29 protein-coding genes are annotated in these 24,476 nt (G+C 57.9%); 22 read left to right on the top strand and 7 right to left on the bottom strand.

Annotated elements, in window-relative coordinates:
• The first annotated feature begins 301 nt into the window (after nt 1-301).
• Nucleotides 302-649 carry a hypothetical protein gene (locus OK142_RS23305; protein ID WP_107341902.1) on the top strand — a complete coding sequence of 116 codons (348 nt, stop codon included), beginning with the start codon at nt 302-304 and terminating at the stop codon, nt 647-649.
• Here OK142_RS23305 and OK142_RS23300 read toward each other — a convergent pair.
• Together OK142_RS23300 and OK142_RS23295 are read right to left on the bottom strand one after the other, a co-directional pair.
• Nucleotides 643-984, bottom strand: a complete 342-nt coding sequence (locus OK142_RS23300; RefSeq protein ID WP_107341903.1) for a hypothetical protein — start codon at nt 982-984, stop codon at nt 643-645. The genes OK142_RS23305 and OK142_RS23300 overlap by 7 nt on opposite strands.
• 339 nt (nt 985-1,323) lie before the next feature.
• On the bottom strand, nt 1,324-1,842 hold the full coding sequence (locus OK142_RS23295) for a helix-turn-helix domain-containing protein (protein ID WP_137039937.1): 519 nt from the start codon (nt 1,840-1,842) through the stop codon (nt 1,324-1,326).
• Nucleotides 1,843-2,565: 723 nt separating this feature from the next.
• On the opposite strand from OK142_RS23295, the gene OK142_RS23290 reads away from it, so the two are divergent.
• Genes OK142_RS23290 through OK142_RS23270 form a run of 5 tightly spaced genes read left to right on the top strand, consistent with a single transcriptional unit; the run spans nt 2,566 to nt 4,759 of the window.
• Complete coding sequence (locus OK142_RS23290) at nt 2,566-3,021, top strand: DUF3846 domain-containing protein (RefSeq protein WP_498685509.1); 456 nt, start codon at nt 2,566-2,568, stop codon at nt 3,019-3,021.
• Nucleotides 3,018-4,016, top strand: a complete 999-nt coding sequence (locus tag OK142_RS23285) for a DUF8626 domain-containing protein (RefSeq protein ID WP_498685507.1) — start codon at nt 3,018-3,020, stop codon at nt 4,014-4,016. Before OK142_RS23290 ends, OK142_RS23285 begins: the two co-directional genes overlap by 4 nt.
• Before the next feature lie 26 nt (nt 4,017-4,042).
• Complete coding sequence (locus OK142_RS23280) at nt 4,043-4,174, top strand: hypothetical protein (protein WP_498685504.1); 132 nt, start codon at nt 4,043-4,045, stop codon at nt 4,172-4,174.
• Nucleotides 4,171-4,407, top strand: coding sequence for a hypothetical protein (locus OK142_RS23275; protein ID WP_498685503.1), 237 nt, complete (start codon nt 4,171-4,173; stop codon nt 4,405-4,407). Before OK142_RS23280 ends, OK142_RS23275 begins: the two co-directional genes overlap by 4 nt.
• Before the next feature lie 46 nt (nt 4,408-4,453).
• Nucleotides 4,454-4,759: a hypothetical protein gene (locus tag OK142_RS23270; protein ID WP_498685502.1), complete on the top strand. Its 306-nt coding sequence runs from the start codon at nt 4,454-4,456 to the stop codon at nt 4,757-4,759.
• Between the two features lie 182 nt (nt 4,760-4,941).
• On the opposite strand, the gene OK142_RS23265 is transcribed toward OK142_RS23270, so the two are convergent.
• Nucleotides 4,942-5,298 (bottom strand): hypothetical protein, encoded by a 357-nt coding sequence (locus OK142_RS23265; protein ID WP_498685501.1) that lies wholly within the window; start codon nt 5,296-5,298, stop codon nt 4,942-4,944.
• Between the two features lie 108 nt (nt 5,299-5,406).
• Here OK142_RS23265 and OK142_RS23260 point away from each other — a divergent pair, with 108 nt between their 5' ends.
• From OK142_RS23260 to OK142_RS23245, 4 genes are all read left to right on the top strand, one after another.
• Nucleotides 5,407-7,023: an RcgA family putative transporter gene (locus OK142_RS23260; RefSeq protein WP_498685500.1), complete on the top strand. Its 1,617-nt coding sequence runs from the start codon at nt 5,407-5,409 to the stop codon at nt 7,021-7,023.
• Nucleotides 7,013-8,035, top strand: a complete 1,023-nt coding sequence (locus OK142_RS23255) for an alpha/beta fold hydrolase (protein ID WP_498685498.1) — start codon at nt 7,013-7,015, stop codon at nt 8,033-8,035. Before OK142_RS23260 ends, OK142_RS23255 begins: the two co-directional genes overlap by 11 nt.
• Nucleotides 8,036-8,492: 457 nt before the next feature.
• Complete coding sequence (locus OK142_RS23250; protein ID WP_153423356.1) at nt 8,493-8,690, top strand: hypothetical protein; 198 nt, start codon at nt 8,493-8,495, stop codon at nt 8,688-8,690.
• Nucleotides 8,691-8,787: 97 nt separating this feature from the next.
• The gene (locus OK142_RS23245; protein WP_052642495.1) at nt 8,788-9,039 is read left to right on the top strand and encodes a hypothetical protein; all 252 of its coding nucleotides are present in this window, start codon (nt 8,788-8,790) and stop codon (nt 9,037-9,039) included.
• On the opposite strand, the gene ligD is transcribed toward OK142_RS23245, so the two are convergent.
• The gene (gene ligD, locus OK142_RS23240; protein WP_498685496.1) at nt 9,036-10,091 is read right to left on the bottom strand and encodes a non-homologous end-joining DNA ligase; all 1,056 of its coding nucleotides are present in this window, start codon (nt 10,089-10,091) and stop codon (nt 9,036-9,038) included. The two genes, OK142_RS23245 and ligD, sit on opposite strands and share 4 nt — an antisense overlap.
• A gap of 110 nt (nt 10,092-10,201) precedes the next feature.
• Between ligD and OK142_RS23235 the strand changes: the two genes are divergently transcribed.
• From OK142_RS23235 to repC (OK142_RS23180), 12 genes are all read left to right on the top strand, one after another.
• Complete coding sequence (locus OK142_RS23235) at nt 10,202-10,408, top strand: hypothetical protein (RefSeq protein ID WP_037094711.1); 207 nt, start codon at nt 10,202-10,204, stop codon at nt 10,406-10,408.
• A 680-nt stretch (nt 10,409-11,088) separates the two neighbouring features.
• Nucleotides 11,089-13,017 (top strand): ParB/RepB/Spo0J family partition protein, encoded by a 1,929-nt coding sequence (locus OK142_RS23230; RefSeq protein ID WP_498685495.1) that lies wholly within the window; start codon nt 11,089-11,091, stop codon nt 13,015-13,017.
• A 68-nt stretch (nt 13,018-13,085) separates the two neighbouring features.
• Complete coding sequence (locus OK142_RS23225; protein WP_052642527.1) at nt 13,086-13,265, top strand: hypothetical protein; 180 nt, start codon at nt 13,086-13,088, stop codon at nt 13,263-13,265.
• A gap of 627 nt (nt 13,266-13,892) precedes the next feature.
• On the top strand, nt 13,893-15,131 hold the full coding sequence (gene repC, locus OK142_RS23220; RefSeq protein ID WP_498685492.1) for a plasmid replication protein RepC: 1,239 nt from the start codon (nt 13,893-13,895) through the stop codon (nt 15,129-15,131).
• Entirely contained in the window at nt 15,131-15,634 is a 504-nt protein-coding gene (locus OK142_RS23215) for a thermonuclease family protein (RefSeq protein WP_173995126.1), read from the top strand. Before repC (OK142_RS23220) ends, OK142_RS23215 begins: the two co-directional genes overlap by 1 nt.
• 396 nt (nt 15,635-16,030) lie before the next feature.
• Nucleotides 16,031-16,363, top strand: a complete 333-nt coding sequence (locus OK142_RS23210; protein WP_102022171.1) for a DUF736 family protein — start codon at nt 16,031-16,033, stop codon at nt 16,361-16,363.
• A 119-nt stretch (nt 16,364-16,482) separates the two neighbouring features.
• The gene (locus OK142_RS23205; RefSeq protein WP_107341934.1) at nt 16,483-16,689 is read left to right on the top strand and encodes an antitoxin VbhA family protein; all 207 of its coding nucleotides are present in this window, start codon (nt 16,483-16,485) and stop codon (nt 16,687-16,689) included.
• 65 nt (nt 16,690-16,754) lie between these two features.
• Nucleotides 16,755-17,819: a Fic/DOC family protein gene (locus OK142_RS23200; RefSeq protein ID WP_234823858.1), complete on the top strand. Its 1,065-nt coding sequence runs from the start codon at nt 16,755-16,757 to the stop codon at nt 17,817-17,819.
• Nucleotides 17,820-18,040: 221 nt separating this feature from the next.
• Nucleotides 18,041-18,910 carry an ArdC family protein gene (locus OK142_RS23195; RefSeq protein WP_107341936.1) on the top strand — a complete coding sequence of 290 codons (870 nt, stop codon included), beginning with the start codon at nt 18,041-18,043 and terminating at the stop codon, nt 18,908-18,910.
• 180 nt (nt 18,911-19,090) lie between these two features.
• Nucleotides 19,091-20,305 (top strand): plasmid partitioning protein RepA, encoded by a 1,215-nt coding sequence (repA, locus tag OK142_RS23190; RefSeq protein WP_102022175.1) that lies wholly within the window; start codon nt 19,091-19,093, stop codon nt 20,303-20,305.
• Nucleotides 20,302-21,315, top strand: coding sequence for a plasmid partitioning protein RepB (gene repB / locus OK142_RS23185; protein ID WP_137040029.1), 1,014 nt, complete (start codon nt 20,302-20,304; stop codon nt 21,313-21,315). Before repA ends, repB begins: the two co-directional genes overlap by 4 nt.
• A gap of 191 nt (nt 21,316-21,506) precedes the next feature.
• Nucleotides 21,507-22,745, top strand: a complete 1,239-nt coding sequence (gene repC, locus OK142_RS23180; protein WP_137040028.1) for a plasmid replication protein RepC — start codon at nt 21,507-21,509, stop codon at nt 22,743-22,745.
• A gap of 104 nt (nt 22,746-22,849) precedes the next feature.
• Here the strand turns inward: repC (OK142_RS23180) and OK142_RS23175 are convergent, their stop codons facing one another.
• From OK142_RS23175 to OK142_RS23165, 3 genes are all read right to left on the bottom strand, one after another.
• Nucleotides 22,850-23,464, bottom strand: a complete 615-nt coding sequence (locus tag OK142_RS23175) for a helix-turn-helix domain-containing protein (protein ID WP_234823861.1) — start codon at nt 23,462-23,464, stop codon at nt 22,850-22,852.
• Between the two features lie 182 nt (nt 23,465-23,646).
• Nucleotides 23,647-24,069: a hypothetical protein gene (locus tag OK142_RS23170; protein ID WP_107341962.1), complete on the bottom strand. Its 423-nt coding sequence runs from the start codon at nt 24,067-24,069 to the stop codon at nt 23,647-23,649.
• Nucleotides 24,066-24,437 carry a hypothetical protein gene (locus OK142_RS23165; RefSeq protein ID WP_234823862.1) on the bottom strand — a complete coding sequence of 124 codons (372 nt, stop codon included), beginning with the start codon at nt 24,435-24,437 and terminating at the stop codon, nt 24,066-24,068. The genes OK142_RS23170 and OK142_RS23165 overlap by 4 nt, the downstream gene beginning before the upstream one ends.
• Between the last annotated feature and the right edge of the window lie 39 nt (nt 24,438-24,476).

Genomic DNA, 24,476 nt, shown 5'->3' with positions numbered 1-24,476 from the left:
CCCGCAGGCCCTTGCGCTAAATGGAGAGCCCCGGGCCTACGCGCGCTGACCCGATGCAACTAGAGGCAGGGGTCCCTTTTGGGAGCCGATAAGGGGTCCCGTTACGACGCCGATTGACAAGCATTTCAAACTGGTCCTTTCGTGATACGGAATGAAAGGAACAAACAGGGAACGCATGGGCCGCTAAAAGTCAAGATGGAACATGACGCGAGCCTAATCTGCAGATTTGCACCTGACGCGAGTGTCCGCGTGGTGTTAACTTTTTGAGGCGTTGTCACAATGGAGAGGAATAAGGATCGCCATGACTGACGAAGTGGAACACCTGTCAAACACGCTGATGTGGACCGTCGGCATGATCACCCAAGCCGGGCCAGACGACCTCAAACGTGTGGCAAATGCCTATCGAGAAGCGCAGGATCTGGTTTCGCAGATTCCAAAGACCGAGGAAGGCGCGCGGCCTCGCATCGTCGCGTGCTTCCACAGGTCAGACAAATATCGCGCTGCGGACGATATCGCCTGCGTTGGATGGATCCTAACGGCGATCCAGGAGCGCGTGAACGAAGGCGATCTGCGAGACTGGAGGAAATTGCGAACGGTCGTAAAGCAGATGCTAAAGCTGCTGCCGGAGCCGACGCGCTCGCTTCACTGAATATCTGGTGTATCGAGAAGATGTTCAAAGCCCTCCCAGGTCGCCTTGTCGTCCACCCAATGACGCTGAAGCTCTTTCCATCTTCTGTCCGCCGAAACCTGCATCTTCGCGATGGTCTCAAGGAGTTGGCGCGAGAATAGCAGCTCGTCCTGTTGAGCGGTTTTGAATATGATACCGCCCTCTGGGTCATAGGAAACGTGAAGCAGCTGATTGTCCGCATCGAGGACGAACATGGACACTTCGGGTTCGCCATCCTCGTTTTTGGTTACGATCAGCGTATCGACTGGGTAGCCGCCGGTTGCCTTTTGCAGTGCCTGGTCAAAAGCATTGGTCATGGGATCACCTTTCCTGTCACTGTCGAATCTAACGGAACGGTTTTGGCGGGGGAAGTCGGTCCCGGCTTCCGCTTCGCGGCGCTATGCTAAGCCTCCTGCGGCTTCCCTTCTTCCGTCAAAACCGTGTCGAGAATTCCCGCTTTCCCGCCTCTGAAGGAGGAGCGGCGCTATGCTGAAAGCTCCGATGTTCTTCATTGTCCTTCTCGGATCTCGGACTGGCGCCGATCGATCCGAGCGGTGCCTTCGCCAGAAGGGGGGAAGGACGCCGCATGAGCGCCGGCTATTCGCCAATGGCGGCCGGCGCGCGGTAGAAACCAGAGCCAACCCATTGAGTGCAAGTTATGGCGCGGCTTTCGCCGCGCCATTCCCTTTCTGCTTCTCGATCGTCCGGGGCTCCATGGCAAGCACAAGATCATGCACCATCTTCAAGGTCGTATCGTCGAGCTTTTTCAGGTGGTCGACCGTTTCCTCCATCAGCTGGTCTCTCAGGGCTTCGCGTGACTCGGCTTTGGAGTGAGAGGGCTGCTCGTTGACGAGAGGATCGAAGAACTCTTCCGGGGTGATATTCAGGACTTCGAAAACGTGGAGCAGGCGTCCGACGGTCATCAAGGATGAGGCGTTTTCGTAGCGGGCGTAGGCTGCCTCCTTCACCCCTAGCAGCATGGCCACTTTGGCTTGCGCAAGTTGTCTGTCGGTTCGCAGGTCACGCAGCCTTTGCGCGACCAGCAGATCCAGTTGCCTGAGATCGATGATCTTTCCGTCGAGCGGCTTGCGATAAACCGGATGATCTTTGTCTGGGTCTACAACGCGTTCAAGTCCGAGATAGCTTACCCACTGCTCGAGTCCGAAACCTGCCATTGCCACCAACCACACTGGAATTTCATCGTTGTTCCTCCGGGACAATTAAAGATGGTGCCTCGAAAGTCTACCCTGGATAGCTGCTTTGGCGCATCGCTTTGCGACCCCGCTCTATGCCTTCGGCACGGAGCCAGCAGACACTGTCTCCGCCCATTCGGGTGACGATCGGTTGCGCTGCGGCTTCGCCTCAAATCAGTTTCATCGCAGGCAAAATCCGTTCGGAACATTTACAGCCTCGCCCGATCGACCCATATTGGCTGTTGATCAAGTCAGGTCGTGGCAAGTCTCTAGCCCTTTCTTGTCGCGTGCCTACGGAGGCCGCCCTGCCTCGTATCGGGGCGGCCTTTCCCCTCCCCTACTGCTCTTCACAGTAATCAGCATCAGCGGTTTGCCGGCCTAGGCCAGGATAAAGCAGTGACGCCGGAGGCGTCCTGTCTGTTTCTTTGATGAGGGAAAGAGGAGCGCTGCCCCCTCTCCCTCACAAGGGGAAAAAACGGTCTCCCCGTCCTTCCTTCGCGCAGCCTTGGGGCAGCGCTTTGTGCAGGAGCGCCGTTGACACGACGCCCTTTCGGCTTTGCCTCGGGCGGGCGAACCCCCTCCGTTTTTATCCCCTTGCCACCCTCTCCCCCGCTGCTCCGCGCGAACTCGGGAACAGGAGCGGGGCTCCTGCCCACGAGGGGCATGAGAAGACCGCTTCGCGGAATTGGAGAAAGGGTGAGAACTATGACCACAACCGCAACCGTCTACCTGCTGGACCCGGAAGCCGTGACCATTCAAGCTGCCGAGGTCGCAGCACCGAGCGCGTTTTCTCAGACCTACGGGCTGATTGGATGCCAGCTTGTCGAGGTCGTACCATTCGACACGAACCACGTTCTTATCGTCGATGAGGAGGGTTTGCGCGACGGCTTGACCGCCTTCACCGTCTTTGACGGCTACCCGCAGCCATTGGCCGAAAAGATCGTTCTTGCCAGTCTGGACGGCTCGCATGTCCTGCCGCCGCTGATCAGCATTGAGGAAGTGGCGGCCCGCCTGAACGTCTGCAAGCCGGTTCTTGATCCGGTCTTCGCCAAGGCAGACGAGCATTCCCCCAATGGGGTCATTCTGGGCGGCGCTTTGATCGGGTTCCAGACCCGCATCACTCGCACTCACCCAACCGTCATGGCGGGGGTAGTCCGATGATCATCGCTGTTGTCGAGGACCGCACCCTGCCCATTCTCGCCGGAACCTTTGCCGCGACCATCGCGGCGAAGGACATCGAACATAGCTTCCATGCCCTTACTCATTTTCCGGAGCGGCGCAGCCTTTCCGAACTGGAAGGGCTGGCAGAGCGCCTGAACCGCTTTGCCGCCTACATGGTGGAGCTGTGGGAGCAAGCAAAACTGCCCCTGCCGGAGGCTGAATTAGGGGCCTTTGCCCGCCGTCATGTCGAGATCACCCGCAAGTATTGGGCAGCGGAAGGCCGTTGCATGAACTGGTTTATCACCGGACCTGCCCGCTTTCCCGTCGCCCGCAATGAAAAGCGGATGCGGGTATCAGACGCCCGCCGTGCTGATGTCTCGGCTCATATCGCGACTGCGAAAAAGTCAGTGAAGCGCAAGGCGTTTCCGCACGGGACCGATGACGAGCCGATCCGCTCCGGCGATCCGGCCGCCATGCAGCGCATCGCCTCGCGGATCGAAGACCTGGCGCTGTCCATCGACCGGATGAAACGAGCGAATGTCATCATTCGTCGGATGGAGAAGGATCAGGCGAGCGAAGCCGACATTCTGGCCCGTGTGGTGGCAGAAACCGGCATGGACGAGGAGAGGGCATCGCGTGGCGTTACCCTTGCCCCGTGGCAGAACCGACGCGGCTTTTCCACCACCAACACCCGCGCCGAACTGCGCCGCATGCAAACCCGCCTCGCTTCGCTTGCTGCGATGAAGAAGCGCGGCGACCGCGCCGAGGACGTCGAGACGGAGGCAGGAGCCGTCACGGTCAAGGAAAATGCCGACATGGCCCGCATTCAGTTGCTGTTTCCGGGCAAGCCGGACGAACAGACGCGGCGCACCCTGAAATCTCACGGGTTCCGCTGGTCTCCGTCGCAAGGGGCGTGGCAGCGCAACTTGAACGAGGCCGGGCGCTATGCGGCAAGTCGTGTCTTGAAATCGATCAGCGGCGACAGCGCCGCTTGATCAGCCCGGACAAAGAGGATCCCCACATGAGTGAGCAGATTTTTACAGTCATGGAGTTTTCCGGCCGAGGCGACGCCATGTTCGGCGGCAGTGCCGCCGACGCGCAGCGCCGCCAGCTGGTGAAAGCCTATTTCCGGCTGTGGGAGGCGAAGCGATGAAAAGCAAAAACCAGCGCCGAGGCGTTGAGGTCTTCGACACGCCCTCCGGTTTAGGAGGGAGCCATACGGTTGAGGTTGTCGAGTACCTTGGAAACAATAAGGTCAGGGTGCGCGTCTGGTACGGACGCGCCACCGCGACAGGTTGGGAAGCATGGAAGGATTGGGACGGCTACCGCTTTGAAACCGACCGCGCCAACCTGACCAACAAGCGCACAATGCCGCTGTTCAAATAGGACCTTGGCCGCATTTCGATGCGGCCCGACATCAGGAGGGACACCATTGAGCCGCTACACAGTGACCGTGAAGACCGACGGAGAGACTGACGAGAATGCCGTAATCGGCTATGATCCGCCGTTGCGCACCTTCTTTCTGCAGGCGTTTCCCGATGAGGAAACCGACGAATACGCGCTTTGGTTCGGGACGCTTCTTGAGCAGCACCCAAGCCTTGAATCGATCATCGAGAGCGCGCGCCGTTTTGGCTATGAGATCGAAGGGCTGTCACAGAACGCCATCATCGCCATGACAAAGGAGTCGGTCACGCCGACACCGTCTAGCCTTGGCGAGCGATTGGGCTTGTTGCGCTGACAATAGTCTGACGCTTTTGTTGGGGGGTCGGTTCGAAAGAGCCGGCCCCGTCATCGTTTTGGCCGTTGCGAACCTGGCCGCATCGAGCGAGCTGCGGTCCGCCCGAAGGGAGCCCAATGCCCCTCCCCTCGGCTCCCCTCCCGCCCGATTGCTGCCGCAAAAGAGGGGCCGGTATCGGAACATCAGGGGCGTCTACGAGCGCCAGAGTTCTCAGAAATCGACTTCAGCTCTTGGATAGATAATGAGCTCTTGGTCGCGATCAGATAACCGGCCAGATAGGTCAGCTTCAGATATGCTTCACCGTCGCCTTTTGGCTCATAATTGATGATTGCCTGACGGCTCGCCTTCGCCTCTTTCCCCCCTTGAACTGCCGCTGAATGCTGATCGATCAGCTCACGAAGCGAGGATTTTTCTCCTGTCCCACCAGCTGCGATCTCCGTTCCCACTTTGCTGGGCGTGGACAATGCCGGAGCCGTTTTGGTGCATCGAGCGGCAATTGCTTCACAGGACGAACGCGAACTGGATGACGACAGTAGCATGGCGGATGCCTCACCGATCTAGTTGCATTGGGGATCGTCTCAGACCATCAAATCGTCCACAACGCACGATAGGATACGAAACAAGACGAAATCCTGGGCTGTAAGTCATTGGAAAAAAACGGTAAGATTTTTGTTCCACCGCCGGCGGATGGAAGCGATTTCAAGGAACTGTTCAAGAAAATGGCTGCTGCGGGTGCCGGACGCCCCTTGGGTGAAGACGGTTTTCCCCAAGGCCCGTGGACGCCGGAGCTACTGGCGGATGCCATCTCAAAGATCGACGCCAACCGTGTCGGAGTGGATCTTCGCACCGTCCAGCTCTGGTTTCAGGAGAATGACAAAGGCATCAGTCCGGCCAACATTCGCTGGCTGGCACGCATCTTCGGTTGCGACGATCGCGAGGCGACGAATGATTGGCTGAATGAGCTCAGCTCGGCCCAAGCGCGTCTGACCGCCAGGCGGCGAGATCAAAAGAAGACCGGTGGCTCGACTGCGACTGCCCTGCGTGTGCATGACACGTCAGCGCCAGAAAAAAACCAGGTTCCTCTAACGCCCGTCGTCTCGGTGGACCTTCAAACGATGCCAGCGGAGCGGCCAAGGGGTTTAGCAATCAAGACCGAGGCGATTTTCTCGCATGGATCACATCTGAACTTGCCGGCCTGGATCTTCGCCGGTTCGTCCGCCCTCGGATTCCTCTCATACATTTTGGGGATCCACAGCATCACCTATGTGCGCTCGGATGGTATCGAGAAGCAGGTTGGCTTCCTCTGGGCACCGAACTGGACCTTCCTGTTCATGGTGCTGTTGCCACTGTTTTTCGCCGTCGTCATCGAGCTTCTGGGTTTCTGGAAGCATGATGGCCGGCTCAGGCTACTGGCGGAGGCTGATCGTGTAACAAGCGGCGACGCCTGGACGCTACATTTGCAGGCCAACTCACAGACCTATTGGGCAGTTTTCCTGATCTGCATATTATTCGCGGGCGTGGTGCAATGGATCGGCGTGCAGCTTATCCCTCTGCTTGAGCAAGCGCAGGATTTTGCCCCAAGCTGGGGGACGATCGGTATCATCAGGCCGGATATCCTATCGACGCCGGCGGCAATCGTATTTACCGCCCTTGCCTATCTCTACATGTCCACAAGCTTCTACCTGCTGTTCGCCGGCCTGATCCTGCTGCATACGATCATCCATGATCTATGGAAGCTTAAACGCGGAACTGAACTCCTTGGCGAGCAGAGAGGCTGGCCGGACACCAGTGAAATCGGTCTGCGGATCATGCGCGGGGTCTTCAGATGTTCCGTGCTCGTCGTCCTTGCTGCCATCTGCATGAAGGCACAAAGTGCCTATCTTGCATCGCAGGGCCCGGATTTCGTGACATGGCTGGTCCGCGATGTCTGGGCTGCGCTGGCAGATTACGACGATGGAGATAGGACCTTCGATTACATCATGCCCACACACTACAGCAGCTTGCTCGTCGTGCTTTCGACCTGCAGCGTCTTTGTGTATGGAGCAATCCGCTTGGGGGATGATCGGCGGCTTCGTTCCCCCCTGTGGAAGATGTCTGCGGTGATCGGTTTGCTTTTCGTCTCATACATGTTGATCGACGCGTTCGATGGTTTCTCTGTTTTGCTGATCGTTACCGCACTCATTGCGACCTATGGTCTATTTGATCCGGCGTTTGAGCCAGCTTGGCGTGCTCGTGAGATAAGAGGCGACAGCCATGTTTCATAATTGGCTGGATCGTTGGGACGAGGGCCGAGCCCAACGCGGCGAAGAGGCCAAGAAGACCACGGACCTCATTCTGGACGCCGATCGTGCATTTCCCGGCATGGGGGCGGCTGAAACGGTAGAGGAGTTTTGCGTTCTCGCGGAAACGGCCGCCGCTGACCCGGACTTTTTTGAGCCGCCTGATTCAAGCGACCAAACCTTTGAGCTTCGGGATGGCTGGCTGAAATTCCCTTCGGACGTTGCAACCGATGTTGCTGAAAACAACATCGTGTGGGCCAGGATCACGGAGAGCGGAAAACGCGATCAGGCGGTGGTGATCTTCCATCACTGGAACGCCGAAAGTCGGAACCGGCAGATTGCCGGGTTCCTCTCCTGGCAAGGGATTGCGGTAATCGAGATCGCCATGCCTTACCACTTGGAGCGCAAGCGTCCGGGCTCGCTCTATGCCGATTACATGCTCAGCGCCAATCTCGGCCGAACGGTGCAGGCCGTCAGACAGGCTGTATGGGACGGGCGCAAGCTTATCCGCTGGCTGAAGCGCGAGGGGTATCGGGATGTTTCTGTCCTCGGGATGAGTCTTGGTTCCTGGATAGCCGGACTGGTCGCGGCGCATGAAACCGCCGTTTCTCGGGCGTCACTCTTCCTCACGGCAGGAAGCCTTGCCGAAATGGTATGGACCGGGCGCGCAACCCGTTCGATCCGGAAGAGCCTCGAGCCGCACCTTACGCCCGCCCTGCTCCAAAGAGCGTGGGCACCTCTCAATCTCGAGAACGATGCAGACAAGCTGGCGCGGCCAGGCCTCGAGCTTCATGTCATACTGGCATCGAGGGACACGGTTGTTTTGCCGGACCTGTCAGAACGCCTGCTACGGAGGCTGAAGAATTCCGGAGCCAGAGTGAGCGTAGTGCAGCTGAATTGCGGCCACTACTCTCTTGCGCGGCCACCCTACATCTTGAGAGCTGGCTGGAGCCTGAAGCGGTTTCTGTTGCGCAAGCGCGACGCCGCTCAGGCATAGGGCGCTTGAGCGCCGCATCGAGCGGCACCCGACCGCAATGAGGGGAGCCCCCTTCGGCCCCTCCCCTCAAACTCCCCTTCCCCCTCACGACGGACGCGCCCCGCAAGCGGGACGGCTGACTGAGGCTTGTTGTCGTTTCCGGCTAGGAGCATCGACGCGAGCTCAACCACCGCTGCAGCATCACGGCGATGGAGATCCGATCTGGCGGCCGGATCACGATTTGCCGGTTGAAGGCAAAGGCGACGGCTGGGGCTACGAAGGCCGCGCTTTCAGGCCGCTCCTTAGTGGCCGTACGTAATCTAATGCTGCGCACGATACGTCAGGCCCCGCCTTGGCGTGAAACCCTGAAGGGTTCTCCTCTCCGCTTCGCTCCGTTGCGATCGCTGCGCGATGCACTCGGCGGTTCCAGCCGTATTCGAGCTTCGCGATTACGCACAACCACTAAGGAGGAACTCTGATGAAAACGCTCGTAACCTTCTGCCAGAAAACCGGCCGTCGCCTTCGCCAGTTCATCAACCGGCAAATCGCGAAGTTGTCCCGCAAGGGCCAACTTCGGTTCTCCATCGCCGTGATGCTTCCGCTCATCGCCAAGGTCGAGTTCAGCTATCAAGTCGAGCTCAACAGCAAGGCCGGAAACGACAACAAGCCTCAGTGAAGTACGGCCGCACCCTGCCCTGCAGGGTGCGGCCTATCCGTCGTGATCCCGAACCCGCGGCCTTGCATGCGCCCGCAGGAAGCATATTTGCTGGAACATGACCGACTTTCCAAAAGCGCCACCCGAAAAGGATGAAAGCCGCTACATCGCGTGTCAGATGGCGGTGGAAACTGTTTTGCAGGACCTGGTAGAGGATGCCATGCGCCGAGGTTGGGAGGAGACGGAAGTCCTCTCTGCCATTACAGAGGTTGCGGACAACCTCATGCTGGCGGCGGATGCCAATCGGGATCTAGACCTGCTTCTCGCTGCTCTGAGAAGAAACATGCCCCCGCCCAATCTTGCCGGTTAGGCGTCTCCAACATCGAGCGAATATACTGCCGCTGCGTCTTCAGGGTCGCGAAGTCCCTTGAACGAGGCGTGGCGCAGTTTCCCGTCGGACGTCCATCCCCGGAAGTCGATTTCAGCGATCAGGCCTGGATTTGTCGCGATGCGGGTCTTCTCTTTGAAGCGGATCACCGGCTTGTTCGTTTTCAGCTTGTCGAGCTGCTTTCGCAACGCTCGCGCTTGCTGATGTTTAAAGCCAGTTCCGACACTTCCGACATAGACGTACTCACCTCCTCTGAGAGCTCCGAGAAGGAGGCTTCCAAAGCCATCTGGCATAGCTGACGACAGTTCGTAGCCGAGGATGGCAAAGCTTTCGCGCTGGACGCACTTGATCTTAATCCAGTCGCCAGTCTTGCCCGGTCTGTAGGGGCGATCACGATGCTTGCCGATGATGCCTTCCAGGCCCAGCGCGCAAGCGTGTTCGATCAGCCTTTCGGGATCCTCGTTGATTTCCTCGGACAAGCGGATCGCCCCTGTGGCCTCATCAAGCAGATCCTCAAGGATGTGCCGCCGTGCAGCAAATTCCAGCTTACGCAGATCATGGCCGTCGAGGTACATGAGATCGAACGCGAACATGAGCGCGGTTGCAGCCGGGTGTTTTCCGGTCCGGCCCCCAAGCGAGCCCTGCAGCAGCCCGAAGTCTGATCGCCCCATCTCGTCGAGCACGACTGCTTCACCATCGAGGATGAATGTCGCCGGACCAAGAGCGGCCGCCGCTGACGCAATGGCCCGGAATCTTTCCGTCCAGTCAAAGCCGCCGCGTGTCAGGATCCTCACCTTGGATAGCTCCCGGTGGACAGAAATCCGGTAGCCGTCCCACTTGATATCGTAGGACCATTCAGGCCCCTTCGGCGGGCGGTTCTTCAAGACGGCTAGGCAAGGTTCGACGCGATCCGGCATGGGATCGAACAGGAGGCGCGGCTGTTCAGGGTCGCGAGGTCTCAGGCGTCCGCTTCGCAGCGGCGCCTTATCTTCCGTCAGAAGCGGTTTTGGCGGCTTTCGCGGTCCTTTTACCATTCCGCCATTTCAGCAGAGACAGCTTAACAACCCGCTTAGGAAGCCTCTGGACCTCCGTCCGCTTGCTCCATAGGGTTTCGGTGCCCGGAAACGACGTAGGACAGGCACTGGTGGATCAGGCAACCGCCCAGGAGCTGCTGAAGCTCATTCACAGTATCGCAGATCCTTGCGAGGATATCATCGCCAAGGCTGGCGATCTCGCCGGCGATCCGTCCCAACCGCCAGAGATCCAGCAAGCCTCTGCTGACCTGGCTGCGACTGTTGAACAGCTGTTTCAGATCGCCCACTACATCATGAACGCAACGCCCAGGCTGTAGAGGCAAGGAACGGTTTTGCCGGGGGAAGTCGGTCCCGGCTTCCGCTTCGCGGCGCTATGCTAAGCCTCCTGCGGCTTCCCTTCTTCCGTCAAAACCGTGTCGAGAATTCCCGCTTTCCCGCCCCTGAAGGAGGGGCGGCGCTATGCTGAAAGCTCCGATGTTCTTCATTGTCCTTCTCGGATCTCGGACTCGCGCCGATCGATCCGAGCCGAGCGGCTAACCGCCGCTATCGACACATTAAATCAAGTTGAAATGGAGAGCTGCCCGAGGAGCGGAGCGCTCATCACTCGGAGCGCAGCGGGCAGATCCATCGTTTTATAACCTGGTGAAGACGGAGAACCGGCGTCGCCGGTTCGCATCCGCAAGGAGCGGCCGGGATCGGCCGCCCATCGATCCTACCCTGTACCGCTCTTACGATAGGTCGCCGATCGCGCCAATGGGCAAGCGCGCAGGCGCCGTCGCTCGTCAGGAAAAACGGCTTTCGCCGTCAGGCCGGCAAACCTTCCGTTTTTCCTTCCTCCCGCCCCATGACCCGATCCGCGTCCTAACGGGAGCGGGCTGCGCCCTCCCCCTTCGTTCCGCCGGATGTGGGGGCACATCCTTCGAAAACGAAGGCAGAGGCTTCGCCCACTAGCGGGGCTTGCTCCCAAGGGAAACGGGAAAAACTGGAGCAAGAGACCATGAGCAACATCATCGCGGTAGCATTGAACAAGCTGGACGCAGACCCGAAGAACGTCCGCAAGACTTACACCAAGGAGAGCATCGAGAGCCTGTCGGCCTCGATCCTCGCCAATGGCGTCATCCAAAACCTTGTGGTGCGCAAGGCATCCAAGGGAAGATACCTCGTAACCGCTGGCGGTCGCCGCCTTGCAGCCCTCAATCTTCTGGCCGAACGGGGCGAGATTACGGCTGACTACGCTGTGAATGTCATTGTCCGGGAGGCGGGTGACGCCACGGAATTAAGCCTGACCGAGAACGTGATGCGGGAGGCGATGCACCCCGCCGACCAGTTCGAGGCATTCAGAGCGTTGTTCGATGAGGGCAAGTCAATCATGGACATCGCCGCCCGGTTCGGGACAACCGAAATCATCGTCAACCGCCGTCTTGCGCTGGCGAAAGTTTCCCCTGTCCTGTTCGGGGCGTTCCGCGCCGAGGATATGACCTTTGAGCAGCTTGCAGCCTTCACCATCACCGACGATCACGCTCGACAGGAAGAGGTTTGGAATGCCCTCCCCTCATGGGACCGCAGCGCCAACACAATCAAGCGCCGTCTCGCCGTGGATGAAGTCCCTGCAAGCGACAAGCGGCTCGCGCTGATCGGCGGTTTAGAGGTTTATGAGGCGGCTGGCGGTCCAGTGCGCCGCGACCTGTTTGCCGAGCAGGGAGGAGGCTTTGCATGCGATAGCGGCTTGCTTGAAAAGCTGGTTGCCGAGAAGTTGGAGGTCGAGGCGGAAGCCGTGAAGGCCGAAGGCTGGAAATGGGTCGAGTGGTGCGCTCAGCAGCCGGATAACATCTATCAGATGGCCCGGGTTTACCCGCAGCGCGTGGACCTCCGCGACGAGGATCAAGCCAAGCTTGACGCACTGACTGAGCGTTATGACGAACTGGCGGCGCAGATCGATGCGGATCAGGAGGATGAAGGTGCAGAGGCCGCCTTGTCCGCCGTCGAGCAGGAAATCGCCGTCCTGCAGAAGCGCGAAGAAGCCTATCGCAGCGAAGACCTCGCAATGGCAGGGGCAATCGTCACAATCGACCATTGGGGCAAGTTGTCGGTGCTGAGAGGCCTTGTCCGCGACGAGGACAAGAAGAAGGCCGAGGCCACGGAAGGGAAGCAAGGCGGGGCGACCGAGGAGGCTGACGGCGCTTCGAAATCTACGGGGCTGACCCATTCAGCCGCATTGATTGAAGACCTGACCGCTCAGAAGACGGCGGCACTTCGTGTCGAGCTGGCGAACAATCCCGACATTGCGCTTGTGGCGGTCGTCCACGCAATGCTGCTCAAGGTGCAGTACCGTACGGCATGGGGCATTCCCGGCCACCAGAGCGCGCTTGAAATCTCTGTCACCCATGAAGTGCTGGACGGTTCGATGAAGCGGCCCGCCGAGAACAAGGCCCTTGAGGCGTGGGGAAGCCTTGAGGAAAACTATGGGCATCGGCTTCCCGGCGATCCTGCTGACCTTTGGGAATGGCTGATGGATCAATCACAAAGCGAATTGTTGCAGCTTCTGGCCTATGCCGCCGCCCATTCCGTCAATGCGGTTGAGAAGAAGTTCAGCAGTCGCAGCCAAGCGCTGGCCCATGCCGACCAGATGGGCCGCGCATTGAACGTGGACATGCATGACTGGTTTGAGACCACGGCGGAAAGCTATTTCAGCCACGTCAACAGGCCGACCATTCAAGCCGTTGTTGCCGAGGTGCGCGGCGAGGATTTCGCCGCTGGTGTCGGCAACATGAAGAAGGGCGAGGCTGCGGAGTATGCCGCCAAGTCCATCAAGGACAGCGGTTGGCTTCCGCCTCACGTTCGGATCGCGTCTGACCCCGACGCAGAGGGTGAGGCTGAAACTTCAGAGGACAAGAACGAACACTCGTTCCCGATGGCAGCGGAATAATCCCGCCGCTGCTTTCCGCCGGTCACGTCCTCCAGCGTGACCGGCTCCCCTATTCCAGAGGACAAGCCATGCTTGATTCCGTACCTGATCCGACCCTTGCCGCCGAAAGCTGCTGCCAGCTAATCAACGCCTACCTGAACGATCCGGAGCATGTTGATTGGGATGACGTGCAAAAGGCACTCGATACAGCGCTAAAGGCCTTCGATCTGCCACCGACCCACTTTGAGGAGGCTATTCAGCGCGGCTGAGTTTACTGCAAGATCGCACCTTAGCGCCCGCTTTGGCATCGAGCCAATGCGGGCGCTTTCGCAGGTGCCTGGGAGGCAGAAACGTATCGGGGAACGGCACATCAGGCCGCTTGTTGAGAGGAGGCCCGCGCCCCCTCCTCTCAAACTCTCCTCCCCACCCGGTTGAATTTCCCCAACAATAACGGGGGGTAAATCCTACTCTGGAAACGTTCAAGATTTCAGCGTGAAGAGAGGGAAGACGCGGAAAAGCATGCTAACAAATTGAAACGTAAGCGCTATTTCAGATGCCGGCTGAATCGGCGCAGCAGCGCGGAAATGTGTCAACTTGCATCAATTCGGTATCTCAGGCTACAAATCGTAACGAGCGGAACCGTAACCGATTCCGACTCACACATTCTAACAGCTTTTTGGAGATAACACCCGGCCCAGAAAAGAAAAACCGCTCCCGAAGAATCCGGAAGCGGTCTGCAGTTCGGTAATAATAAGCCAAAACCGTTCTCGCAGACCTCCCCTCCGATGTCAATAATCAAAACACCTTTTCGGTGAACGGCGGAGCTTTGTCTGGCCTCTGACAGGAGACGGACGATGGGGGAACCCACACAACACAAGCGGCCGACAGGTCGCAGAATGACGAAGGAGCGAGCCGAATTCCGGCGACTGGCGCAGTCAACGGAAATCGGAACGGTGACGCGCGGCCAGCTGGCGGTACTTGCAAGAAACCTGATGACAATCGGGATGGTTACGACCGCAGAATATGCGTTGCTGGAAGCCATCATAACGACCGCCAAGGCAGACGCCTTCGACAAAGGAGGGCGGCCGATCGTCTACAAGTCGAACCGACAGCTCGGCTATGACATCAACAAGTCGCCAGGGCGCGTAAGCCGGATTCTCTCCCGATTGTACGACCTCGGCCTTGTCACCATGCAGGACAGTGCGAATTTCAAGCGCTACCCGATCCGTGACGGCGAAGGTGATATTGCCGACGCCTGCGGCATTGATCTGCGTGTCCTGATCGCTCGGCACCATGAACTTGATCAGCTGGTGCGCCAGAAGCGGGAAGAGATTCGAGTGCGCGACAGCGCGGCGCGTCGCTTCCGGGACGCTCTGCGTGCCGCGAGATATGCTCTGGCGTCCTCAACCGAGCGAGGGGAAGCCATTCTCGGGCGGATCGGGTCCCGTGTTGAGAAGATCGCGGCTTTCATAGGATCGGCCAAGCACGCACCGGCCCATGTCCTCCGGAAGGCAACAATGCTTTTGGAGTGGCTTGCCGACCGATTGCGCAACGTGAATCGGTCCCCGCAAGCGCCCGACATAGATGCAAATCCGACATGCGCGGATGTCGAAAACGACATGCACATACAGATTACAACCCCAAGACCTTTTGAAGCTCGTAATGATGAACGGCGTTCGCCTAACGGCGAACAAATCAGTTCGTTAAGGGCTGGCTCCGCCAGCAAGAGGGCTTTTGAGGAAAGCCTGGGGAGCCGTTCGCGCCAAAGCAATAGGCAACTGCAAGTGCGGCCTTCACTTGTGGCGCTGAAAGATGTGTGGCGGGCTACGCCAAGCCTTGCCGAATATGGCTACGAGCCCCCGCGTAGCTGGGCGGACCTGGACCGGATCGCTCCCAAACTTTGCCGCATCGCCGGCGTGTCCGAGGATGCGCGCCTGCGGGCCGTGGAACGAATGGGCCAGCAGGCGGCTGCGGTTGCGATCGCTCTGACCTTTGAGAAATACACGCGCGCCGAAATCAGCTCGCCTGGCGGGTATTTGCGGGCCATGACAGACCGAGCCGCGATCGGAGAGCTTCATCTGAACCGCTCGGTATTTGGGTTGGCAGCCCGCAATTCTATGGAGGCGCGCGCTTGATGAATATTCGCTTGGTGGGAGCCGCGCTGGCTGCGCTTCTGTTCACTGCCTCCGCTGCGTCGGCCGATTTTTCAGGCCAGGCGCGCGTGATTGATGGAGACACCTTCAGCATTCGTCAGCAGAGGATCCGCATTGCGGCTATTGATGCTTGTGAGCGCGATCAAACCGGCTTCAGGAATGGCGCGATATGGAGGTGCGGCATCGAGGCACGACGGTTCCTCGCCAGCTTGATCGATGGCAAGCATGTCCGCTGCATTGAAGTCGATCGAGACCAGTACAAACGCCTTGTCGGCCAGTGCTTCGTCGATGGCTCGGATATTGGCCTTGAAATGGTGAAGGCGGGCCAAGCCAGCCTCCTGTTGCGTTATCTGCCAAGATCCCACCCGATCGATCTGGACCAGTATCGCCGCGCCGAGGCAAGAGCTCGACAGCGAGGCCAAGGCTTGTGGGGCGCTCAGGTTGAATCGCCCTCCTCCTATCGCCGCAGCCATTCCGGCAACTGAACGACTGGCGGCGCTCAAATGGGCAACAGATGGCGAGATCTCACGTTTTGGCGAAACCATCGGTTACCCCAGCCTCTTGTTTCAGGCTGCTGGTTCGGCTGCATTCAGCACAATCCCGCCCTTGACCTGTGCCGATGTCCCATTTGTCGAGGTGACGTATTGCTGCAAGCGCTCAGGCCCCACACCTCCAAAGTGGTTGCTCTTGATGCCCGTTCGCACGGCGACGCGGTTGGCGCAAAGCCGTTCGTCTCCAAATTTCCCCCGCCTTCGGCTTCCTCGCGAAACAAAATTTGTCCCCGGCCAGCCTCCTTCGCTGCGCTCCGGCCTACGGTGCGCACCGCTTTTCGCCGTGCCTAAATGAACGATCATCGCAACCACCATAGAGGAGTGATTAACATGAGCATGACCAACTTCATTCAGTTCGACAAAGACGACATCGACAACGCCAAGGGAACCGGCCTCATCTCCACCATCGACCGGGACCTGGACATCAAGGTTACACCTTTCGACTCCACCAACGAAAAGGCTCCGACGCATCGCGTCTATGCCAAATCACCTCGCGGCCACGACATCGAAGTTGGCGGCATCTGGAAGAAGACCAGCGGAGAAGGGAAGCCGTACTACACCCTCTCCATCAAGCGCCTCGGCTTCAACGCCAACTTGGGCCGCTACCCCGGCCAAGATGACGTGGCACTGCAGGCCATCATCGAATGGGAACCCCGCGATTGATCGCCCTGGGAGGCCCGATCTCTGATCGGGCTCCCACCATAAAAGAGCTGATTACCCCGCATTCTCTGGATATTCGGCTCTTTTTGTGCTAAGTGAAACAGTAACTGGAGGCTCTGCCAATGAACGTTCATGCCCCTCGCCCCGATCGCTCTCCGGAAGCTGTTGCAGCCCGACAGAAAGCCGTCGATCAGGCTCGTGCCGCCAATATGCGGCAGGGTTACACTGGCGATCCGGTTTTGGAAGAAGCAAACGGCCGTTACGTTGCGGGAGACATCACTTCCGAGGAAATGCGCCAAGAGTTGCAGGCCCGCTTCAAGCGGGCTTGATAATCACTTAGATATTTCTCGCGGCCGCCTGTGATCTCAGGCGGCTTTTTTGCATGAGGTTTCGCTTGGCCCGCGATGATGGAGCCAAAGGCTCCTACACCTATCCAAACACTTCAGAGGATAAGGATTTAAGGGATGTTCTGAAGAACAAGCTGGATATCAGGAGCCATTCGGCGCTACGTGAGGCCGAATACGCTTTTACGGCTTTGAGGCAAACGGAGCTGGCTGAGGGAAAAGGCCCGACCGGGAATCACGACGCAGCGCATCTGAAGGCTCTGCACGGCTACATCTTTCAAGATGTCTATGAATGGGCAGGACATACGCGAAATGAAAGTCCTGTCGTCGATGGGCATCGGGTAGAGCCGGTAGGCGGGCTTTCGAAGGGCGATACGACTTTCCTCCCCGGCTCGCGCATCGAAATGGGTCTCAACGAGGCGCTGAGGCCTGCTAGAGACGTTCAGGGCTTGCGAGCCGCCACACCTGAGCAGTTCGCCGAGAAGGCCGCTCACGTCCTATCTGAGTTGAACTATGTTCATGCCTTCCGCGAAGGCAATGGAAGGGCAAACGAAGCTCTGGTGGTCTCATTGGGCCGCACCTATGGGCATGACATCGATCTGACCGTCATCACCAAACCTCGCATGATTGAGGCATCCATTGAGACCACGAATGATCCGTCCAGTCCTGCGATGAAGCACCTCATCCAGGATGCAATGGATCCTAACCGCCGCGAGGCGATCCGCAGCGCCATGTCAGATCTTGAGCAGGCTGGCGAGAAACCCTTCGAGCACAATATCCGCACGGCCCGCCCGGGCGAAGTGATCGAAGGGCAGGTTCTCGGGCATGACAATCGCGTGGCGAGTCTCGTGACCGATGGGGGGATTGTGGCCGTTGACCGCGCTGACCTTCCCGAGCGGATGCCTCTTGACGACGAGGAGGTGAAGTTCACCGCTCGATCTGATTTCAAGGCTCTGGGTCGGCCGGAACAGGTCCAAAATGCCCATTCGCAGCCAGGTCAGCAAAAGGCCCAAGAGCCTAAGTCGCAGCACATCAATGCCGAGCTTAAGGCTATCGAAGCGCAGCAGCTTGCCGATCGCCAGCGAAACCGTGACCAAGACGACCGAGAGCGCTGATCTGCGGCCCTGACGCTGCATTGAGGGCCCGTGTCGTCGGTCGGGGTGCCTACGCTCAGCGCCCTCTCCTGTCCGTTGGATGGTTTGACGGACAAACTACGATAGCCCCTCACCCATTCAACCGCTTGCGCGGTCCTACACTCCGTTGCGGCCCTACGGGTGCATGGGCTCGTTTCGCTATCTTCGGATCTTTGCCGTCAACCAACGAACAGGAGACGGCAATGCAGAGCGTAAAGGACACCTACCAGCGGATCACCGACACCATCATCCAGCAGCTCGAGGCCGGCACCAAGCCCTGGATTCGGCCATGGCGCGGAAATGTTCGCAGGTCGGCTACGCCGCTGCGTGCCTCCGGCGAAGCCTATCGCGGCATCAACGTGGTCATGCTGTGGCTCTCCGGGCAACTCGCCGGCTACGACGAAAACACATGGATGACTTACCGGCAGGCTCAGGAGCTTGGCGCCCAGGTCCGCAAGGGCGAACAAGGAACCCTCGTCGTCAAGTACGGCACCTTCACGCCGAAGGATCAGGAGGCGGACGATCGCGCAGTCCCCTATCTCAAGGGCTACGCTGTCTTCAACGTCGAGCAGGTCGATAACCTGCCTGACCGCTTCAAGAGCCCGGCCGATGATTTGCTAATGGATGCCGTTCCAGTTCTCGAAAACGTCGAATCCTTCATAGATCGCACTGGCGCGAAGATCACCTACGGCGGCAAGCAGGCTTGTTATCGCCCTGGTCTCGATGACATTCTGATTCCGGATCGGGGGCGGTTCCTCAGCGAGGTTCACCTTTACAGCACTGTTCTTCATGAAATTTCTCATTGGAGTGGTGCAAAGGCACGTTTGGGTCGTGATCTGAGTGGGCGGTTCGGCAGTGAGGCCTACGCCATGGAGGAGCTTGTTGCCGAGATCTCAGCCGCGTTCGTCTGCGCCGATCTTGGCATCGAGCATGATCCGCGAGATAACACCGCGGCTTACGTTGAAAACTGGCTCAAGGTGCTCAAGCAGGATTCACGTGCAGTCATCACTGCCGCCGCAAAGGCTCAGGCAGTCACTGACTATCTGCGACAGTTCAGCTCTTCTAAAGGGTAGGGCCCCTGGCATAACTGTCGGGCCTCATGCGCATCGACCCAAAACTTTACAACTGTAAAGTCGGGCATCCTTGATGCGTTAACTTCTTGTTAACGAAAAACGCCTTGAAGAATCGGTGTCAGTCTGGCATCCCTGACGGAAATGATCTCGTAAAGTGGTCAGAACCGTCAAGAGGATTGAATGTTGCAGCCAGCTTCTCAGAGCGTCAGAGACACTGCGTCGAAGATCGGGGTCTACACCTCGAAACTCTCGGCGGAGCTGAACGATATGCGTGAGGCTGTTTATCCACCCTCTGCGCAGAAAACATTTGGTCGGACATTCTCAACCCTTGACCTAGTGAGGCTACTCAAGGTTCCGGAAAGTACTCTTCGCCAGTTGACGTTGGAAGGGAAGGGGCCTTTGCCCGAGCGTGCAGAAAACAACAGGCGAACCTACACGATAGAACAGGTCAAGGAACTGAGGGCATTCCTGGCCGAACTTCGTCCGGACGAAGCTGGCGAGCTGCTTCCGCATCGTCGCAAAGGGGAAAAGCTTCAGGTAATTGCTACGGCGAATTTTAAAGGTGGTAGTTCCAAGACAACCACTTCTATCCATCTTGCACATTTTCTAGGGCTTCAGGGTTATCGGGTCCTGTGTCTTGATCTTGATCCGCAAGCATCGATGACTGCGCTATTTGGTATTCAGCCCGAGTTCGATCTCGGCGAGAATCAAACAGCCTATGCAGCCATTCGATATGACAATGAGAGGCGGCCGCTCGCTGAAGTGATCCGGCCAACCTATTTCCCGGGTGTAGATCTAGTTCCTGGCAATCTGGAGCTAATGGACTTTGAGTTTGATACCCCGTCCTATCTGACCTCGAAAACCAGAGATGACTTGGGTTTGTTTTTCGAGCGGTTAAGCAGTGCTCTGGCCCGCGTCGATGATCGATACGATATCGTTATCATCGACACCCCACCGTCCCTTGGATACTCAACGCTCGCCGCTCTTTACGCAGCAACGTCCTTAATCATTACCGTTCACCCGGCGATGCTCGACGTTGCATCGTGCAATCAGTTCCTGATCATGATCTCCGATCTATCGGAGGTGCTGGGGCAGTTTGGAGCAAAATTTGAGCATGACTTTTTCCGTTTCCTGCTCACCCGCGTGAACCCGAATGACGGGCCTCAGAAGTACATGTCTGGAGTCATGCGCCGATTGTTTGGTGATGATGTACTGGTTGCGGAGGCGCTCGAATCGACGGCAATCGCCGGTGCAGCGGTAGCGAAGAAGACCCTATACGAGCTCGAGTCGGGCGAGGTCGGTCGTGAAGCGTTGAAGCGTGCAATTGAGAGCGCTGATCGAGTTAACTCCGAAATCCTCGACCTCGTTCACAAAGTTTGGGGGCGTAGCACATGAAGAAAAGCATCCTTCAGCGAATGGCGGCCGCCGAAAACCGGACAGAATCTACTGTGGTGTCGGACGCGTCTGACAAGCCCTCGCTGGCGCGGCGGCACTCTTCACCGGTCATTTCTAATGTGGGTCGAGCACTGACACAGCTCACCGAAGATAGTGTCATTTCACTCGATCCTGACCGTATCGACCGCTCCCCCTATAGAGATCGCTTTAGCAACGACGAAGATGCGGCCAAAGAGCTCGAGGCGCTTAAGGTTTCCATCGCAAGCGAAGGCCAAAAAATTCCGGTTCTCGTTCGGCCGCATCCGACGAAACCGGATCATTACCAGCTTGCCTACGGTTACCGTCGATGGGCGGCGATCAAGGCCATAATGGCAGAAGCGGATCGCCCGGAGACCATAAAGATTCGAGCGTATGTTCGGGAGCTTTCCGATCGGCAATTGATTGAAGAGCAATCGCTTGAGAATGGTGTTCGGGAAAACTTGACCTGGATCGAGCAGGCAATGTGGGCAGTACAGCTCAAAAGTGCTGGCCTTTCCCATCGCGCCATGTGCCCAATCTTGGGAGCTTCAGAAGCGGCAATATCGCATCTGTTTCGAGTGACGGAGGCGGTTCCCGAAGACATCATTCTTGCGATCGGCAGAGCAAAAGGAGTTGGTCGCCCGAAATGGACCGCATTTGCCGAGTTGCTGAAAGATCCGAGCAGCGCAGCACGTGTTCGCAAGATAATCGACACGGTCGAGTTTCGAGGCGCTGACAGCTCCAGCCGTATTGCCCAAGCGATACGAGCTGCAAGTGCTGCAGCCGACAAAGTGACTGCGGAACCAGCTGAAGAGATTGTTGACTTCGCCGTGGGTGACCGAGTTTTTGGCCGCATGAAGAGTAATTCGGCTGGAACTACGGTCTCAATCCCGAAGCAGGAACGCGCTTTCGCGCGCTGGCTGGCGGACCGAATGCCTGACCTTCTAAGCGAATACAACAATCAGTCCGATCCAACTCACCAAGAGGTGTGATCGAGACACTCGTTAATTGGTCAAGAGGAGAGACCGCGACAAAAGAAAAAGGCCCCCAAAACGTTTCCGTCATGGAAGCCTCTCTCAATTCCTAGCAAGATCGAGAATCGCATTTCCATGAATCCCAGTCAAGAGTCTTTGGCATCGTTTTGGTGAGCGGATTTCTTTTGCCTGAAGAAAGGTGAAGGAATATGCAGACGGGAAATGTGACGACGCCTTTTGGGCGGCGGCCGGCGGTGCTTGCTCTCGTGAAGAGGCAGCTTCAGGCGTCCGAGACGAAACCAAACCGCCCGGTCGAAAAATGGAAGGTGTTTCGCGACGCCTGTGAGGCCCGTGAACGCCTCGGCCTCCAGGACAGGGCGCTGACTGTGCTGGACGCATTGCTGACGTTTTATCCGGAAAGCGAGCTCAACTGCGATAGCGGATTGGTGGTCTTCCCTTCGAACGCCCAGCTTTCTGTCAGAGCGCACGGCATCACTGGGACGACCCTGCGGCGACATCTGGCTGCACTGGTCGAATCCGGGCTCATCCAGCGCAAGGATAGTCCGAACGGGAAGCGCTACGCTCACCGGGACAAGTGTGGCGATATCGAGCAAGCTTTCGGGTTCGATCTTTCTCCACTTTTGGCTCGTGCTGCGGAACTTGCAATCCTGGCACAGGAAGTCGCTGCCGAACGCCTGCAGTTCAGACGGGCCAAAGAGGCGCTGACTATCTGCCGGCGTGATGTACGCAAGCTAATTTCCGCCGCGATGGAGGAGGGGGCCCACGGCGACTGGGAGGCCATCGAAGACATGTATGTCGGCATTGTCAGCCGACTTCCCCGCAATCCTGACCGTCACCAGGTGGAGGGAATCCTCGACGAGATTCAGCTTTTGCGCACCGAAATCCTCAACCTTCTGGAAAATCAGTTAGATTCTCAGAATATGGACGGCAATGCTGTTCAAAATGGCTGTCACATACAGAATTCAAAATCCGAATCCATCCATGAACTTGAACCTAGCTCTGGAAAAGAGCAGGGCGGAGCCGTCGAGCTGGAAGTAGCACCCAAAGCGGTTGCTCAGCCGTTGGCAAAGCCGGAACAGATGAAGGCGTTCCCGCTGTCCATGGTCCTGAAAGCCTGCCCGCAGATTTCGGAATACGGGCCCGGCGGCACGATCTCCCATTGGCGCGAGCTGATGGGCGCCGCGGTGGTAGTACGATCAATGCTTGGCGTTAGCCCGTCGGCTTACCAAGAAGCTTGTGAGGTGATGGGGCCGGAGAACGCGGCGGTTGCCATGGCTGCAATCTTGGAGAGGGCAGGGCACATCAACTCGGCAGGTGGATATCTCCGCGATCTCACGCGCCGGGCGAGGAGAGGGGAGTTCGGACTGGGACCGATGCTGATGTCGTTGATGCGCGCCAATGCGAACAGCGATCGGAAAACGGGGTGAGGGGTAGTGCCGACGTACCGGGTCGTGGGCTCGATCGAATAGACCACAGGGACGAGGGACGACGCGTTCCTAAATGGCCATCACTTGACGGCCCTTTCCGTTCTTCAATCGTCTGTCGGTGTATCGACCTTGGATGATTTTCGACCTGGTGGCCGGCCAGGGAGACGGCCTTTCCTGCTGACTCTCGCCGCTTTTCTAGTCAGTCGTTGGCGTTCGGCCTCAGCTTTTGCTTCGGCCTCCGCTTCCGCTTTTTGCCGAGCTTCAAGAACATCCTTAGGCGTCAGTTGGCCAACTATACCGATCAAACTGCGTATGGTGTCATGCGGGAGGTCATGAATGAGTCTGAAGAGTTCAACCCGATCATCGGCCTCTTCAGGATTTTTACCGTAGAGATGAGGTGCTGCGGCATGAATCATCTGCATCGGCAGGAACCCAAGGAGCTCGGAAAGGTGAATCATTCGAGAGACGGTCAGTCGCGAAATGTTCAGTTCGTAGCGGCTGTAGACCACTCGAGCGAGACCAGCCAGGGTCGCGAAATCACTCTGGGTCAGACCAGTTTTCGCGCGTTCGTCGAGTAGGAACGCGGAAAGTTTTGCGTCGATCTCGCCGAAGCTGACTATGCCGTCGAATCCCTCCTTGCGGTACAAGGGTCTCTGGAAATCTGGATCTGTAGTCTCAACCAGTTCCCTTGATTTGATATAGTCGGATAGATTCCGCACAGTCGGTATTCCCTCAGTCCCCAAATCCGCCTGTGGCAGATATCACGCACCATAACGTGCCATTAAGGCACTGTCATCCTGCGCGCCAGTTACAGAGCCCTAACAAAAGTGGGGGGAATGAATGCCAGGGTGCTGATCTCCTCGATATAAAATCCGCAACTCAGGGCGCGTTGTCCATCACATCAAGATCCAGTGGGATCATTCCTGTTCACGGCTTTCGCAGCGATCAGGTTCCAGCTGTGGGCGCTGGATTGAAAAACGCCTTCGACCGTTCTTTCTTCGGAGATCCAGCTCAGCTTCACGCGCATTTCGCATGCCAATGAAAGCTGGTCGATGCTGATGCACCTTGTGATCAAAATCTCAGACTTCGGCCCAAGTGTCTCAAAGTCCCACATCGCAAACCGGAACAGCTCCCGTTTCGCGTGTTCGTTGGTTGGCCAATCAGCTTGTTTGACCGGCTCGGCTGGAGAAGAACCAATAACAGGCATAGTCCTCTTTATGGACTGAATGTCGATCCCTGCCTTCTCCGCTGCTTCAGGGTTGATCAATAAGCCAAGGGTGGTGCCCACGGCCACCCCGGCCAGAAATCGAAGGTCGAGGATCAATAACCATTATCCTTCAGGAACTGGTCGATTGCGACCTTGACGATCACCGTCATTTTTAAGTCGTTTTCAGAGGCTGCGCGCTCCAAGCGTTTCTTGGTGTCGTAATCAAGAGGGCAATTGACGAAGTGCTTGCTCTCGCGCGCCTTGTTCTGCTTGAGCTCCTGCAGTCGTATTCTGGACGCCTCACGCTCCAACGACTTGTTCGTCGCTCTCTCCCGGCGAGCCTCCGGTGAGGGCAAAATCAAACTTGATCTTGGGGGCCCCTGAACGGCTGGTACCTGAGCAGGAGCTTCTTCGACAGCGACCTCGTCCGGTTGATGGCTGGCGACCGCGTTTTCTGCTTCGTTGTCTATAGCCGGCTGCGACATTGGATTGGGTACATTCCCCCGGGACCGTCGCGGTGCAAC

It is taken from the genome of Agrobacterium sp. BT-220-3 (assembly GCF_025910175.1).
In the GTDB taxonomy this organism is placed as follows: Bacteria; Pseudomonadota; Alphaproteobacteria; order Rhizobiales; family Rhizobiaceae; genus Agrobacterium; species Agrobacterium oryzihabitans.
This window is presented reverse-complemented; position numbering and strand designations above follow the sequence as displayed.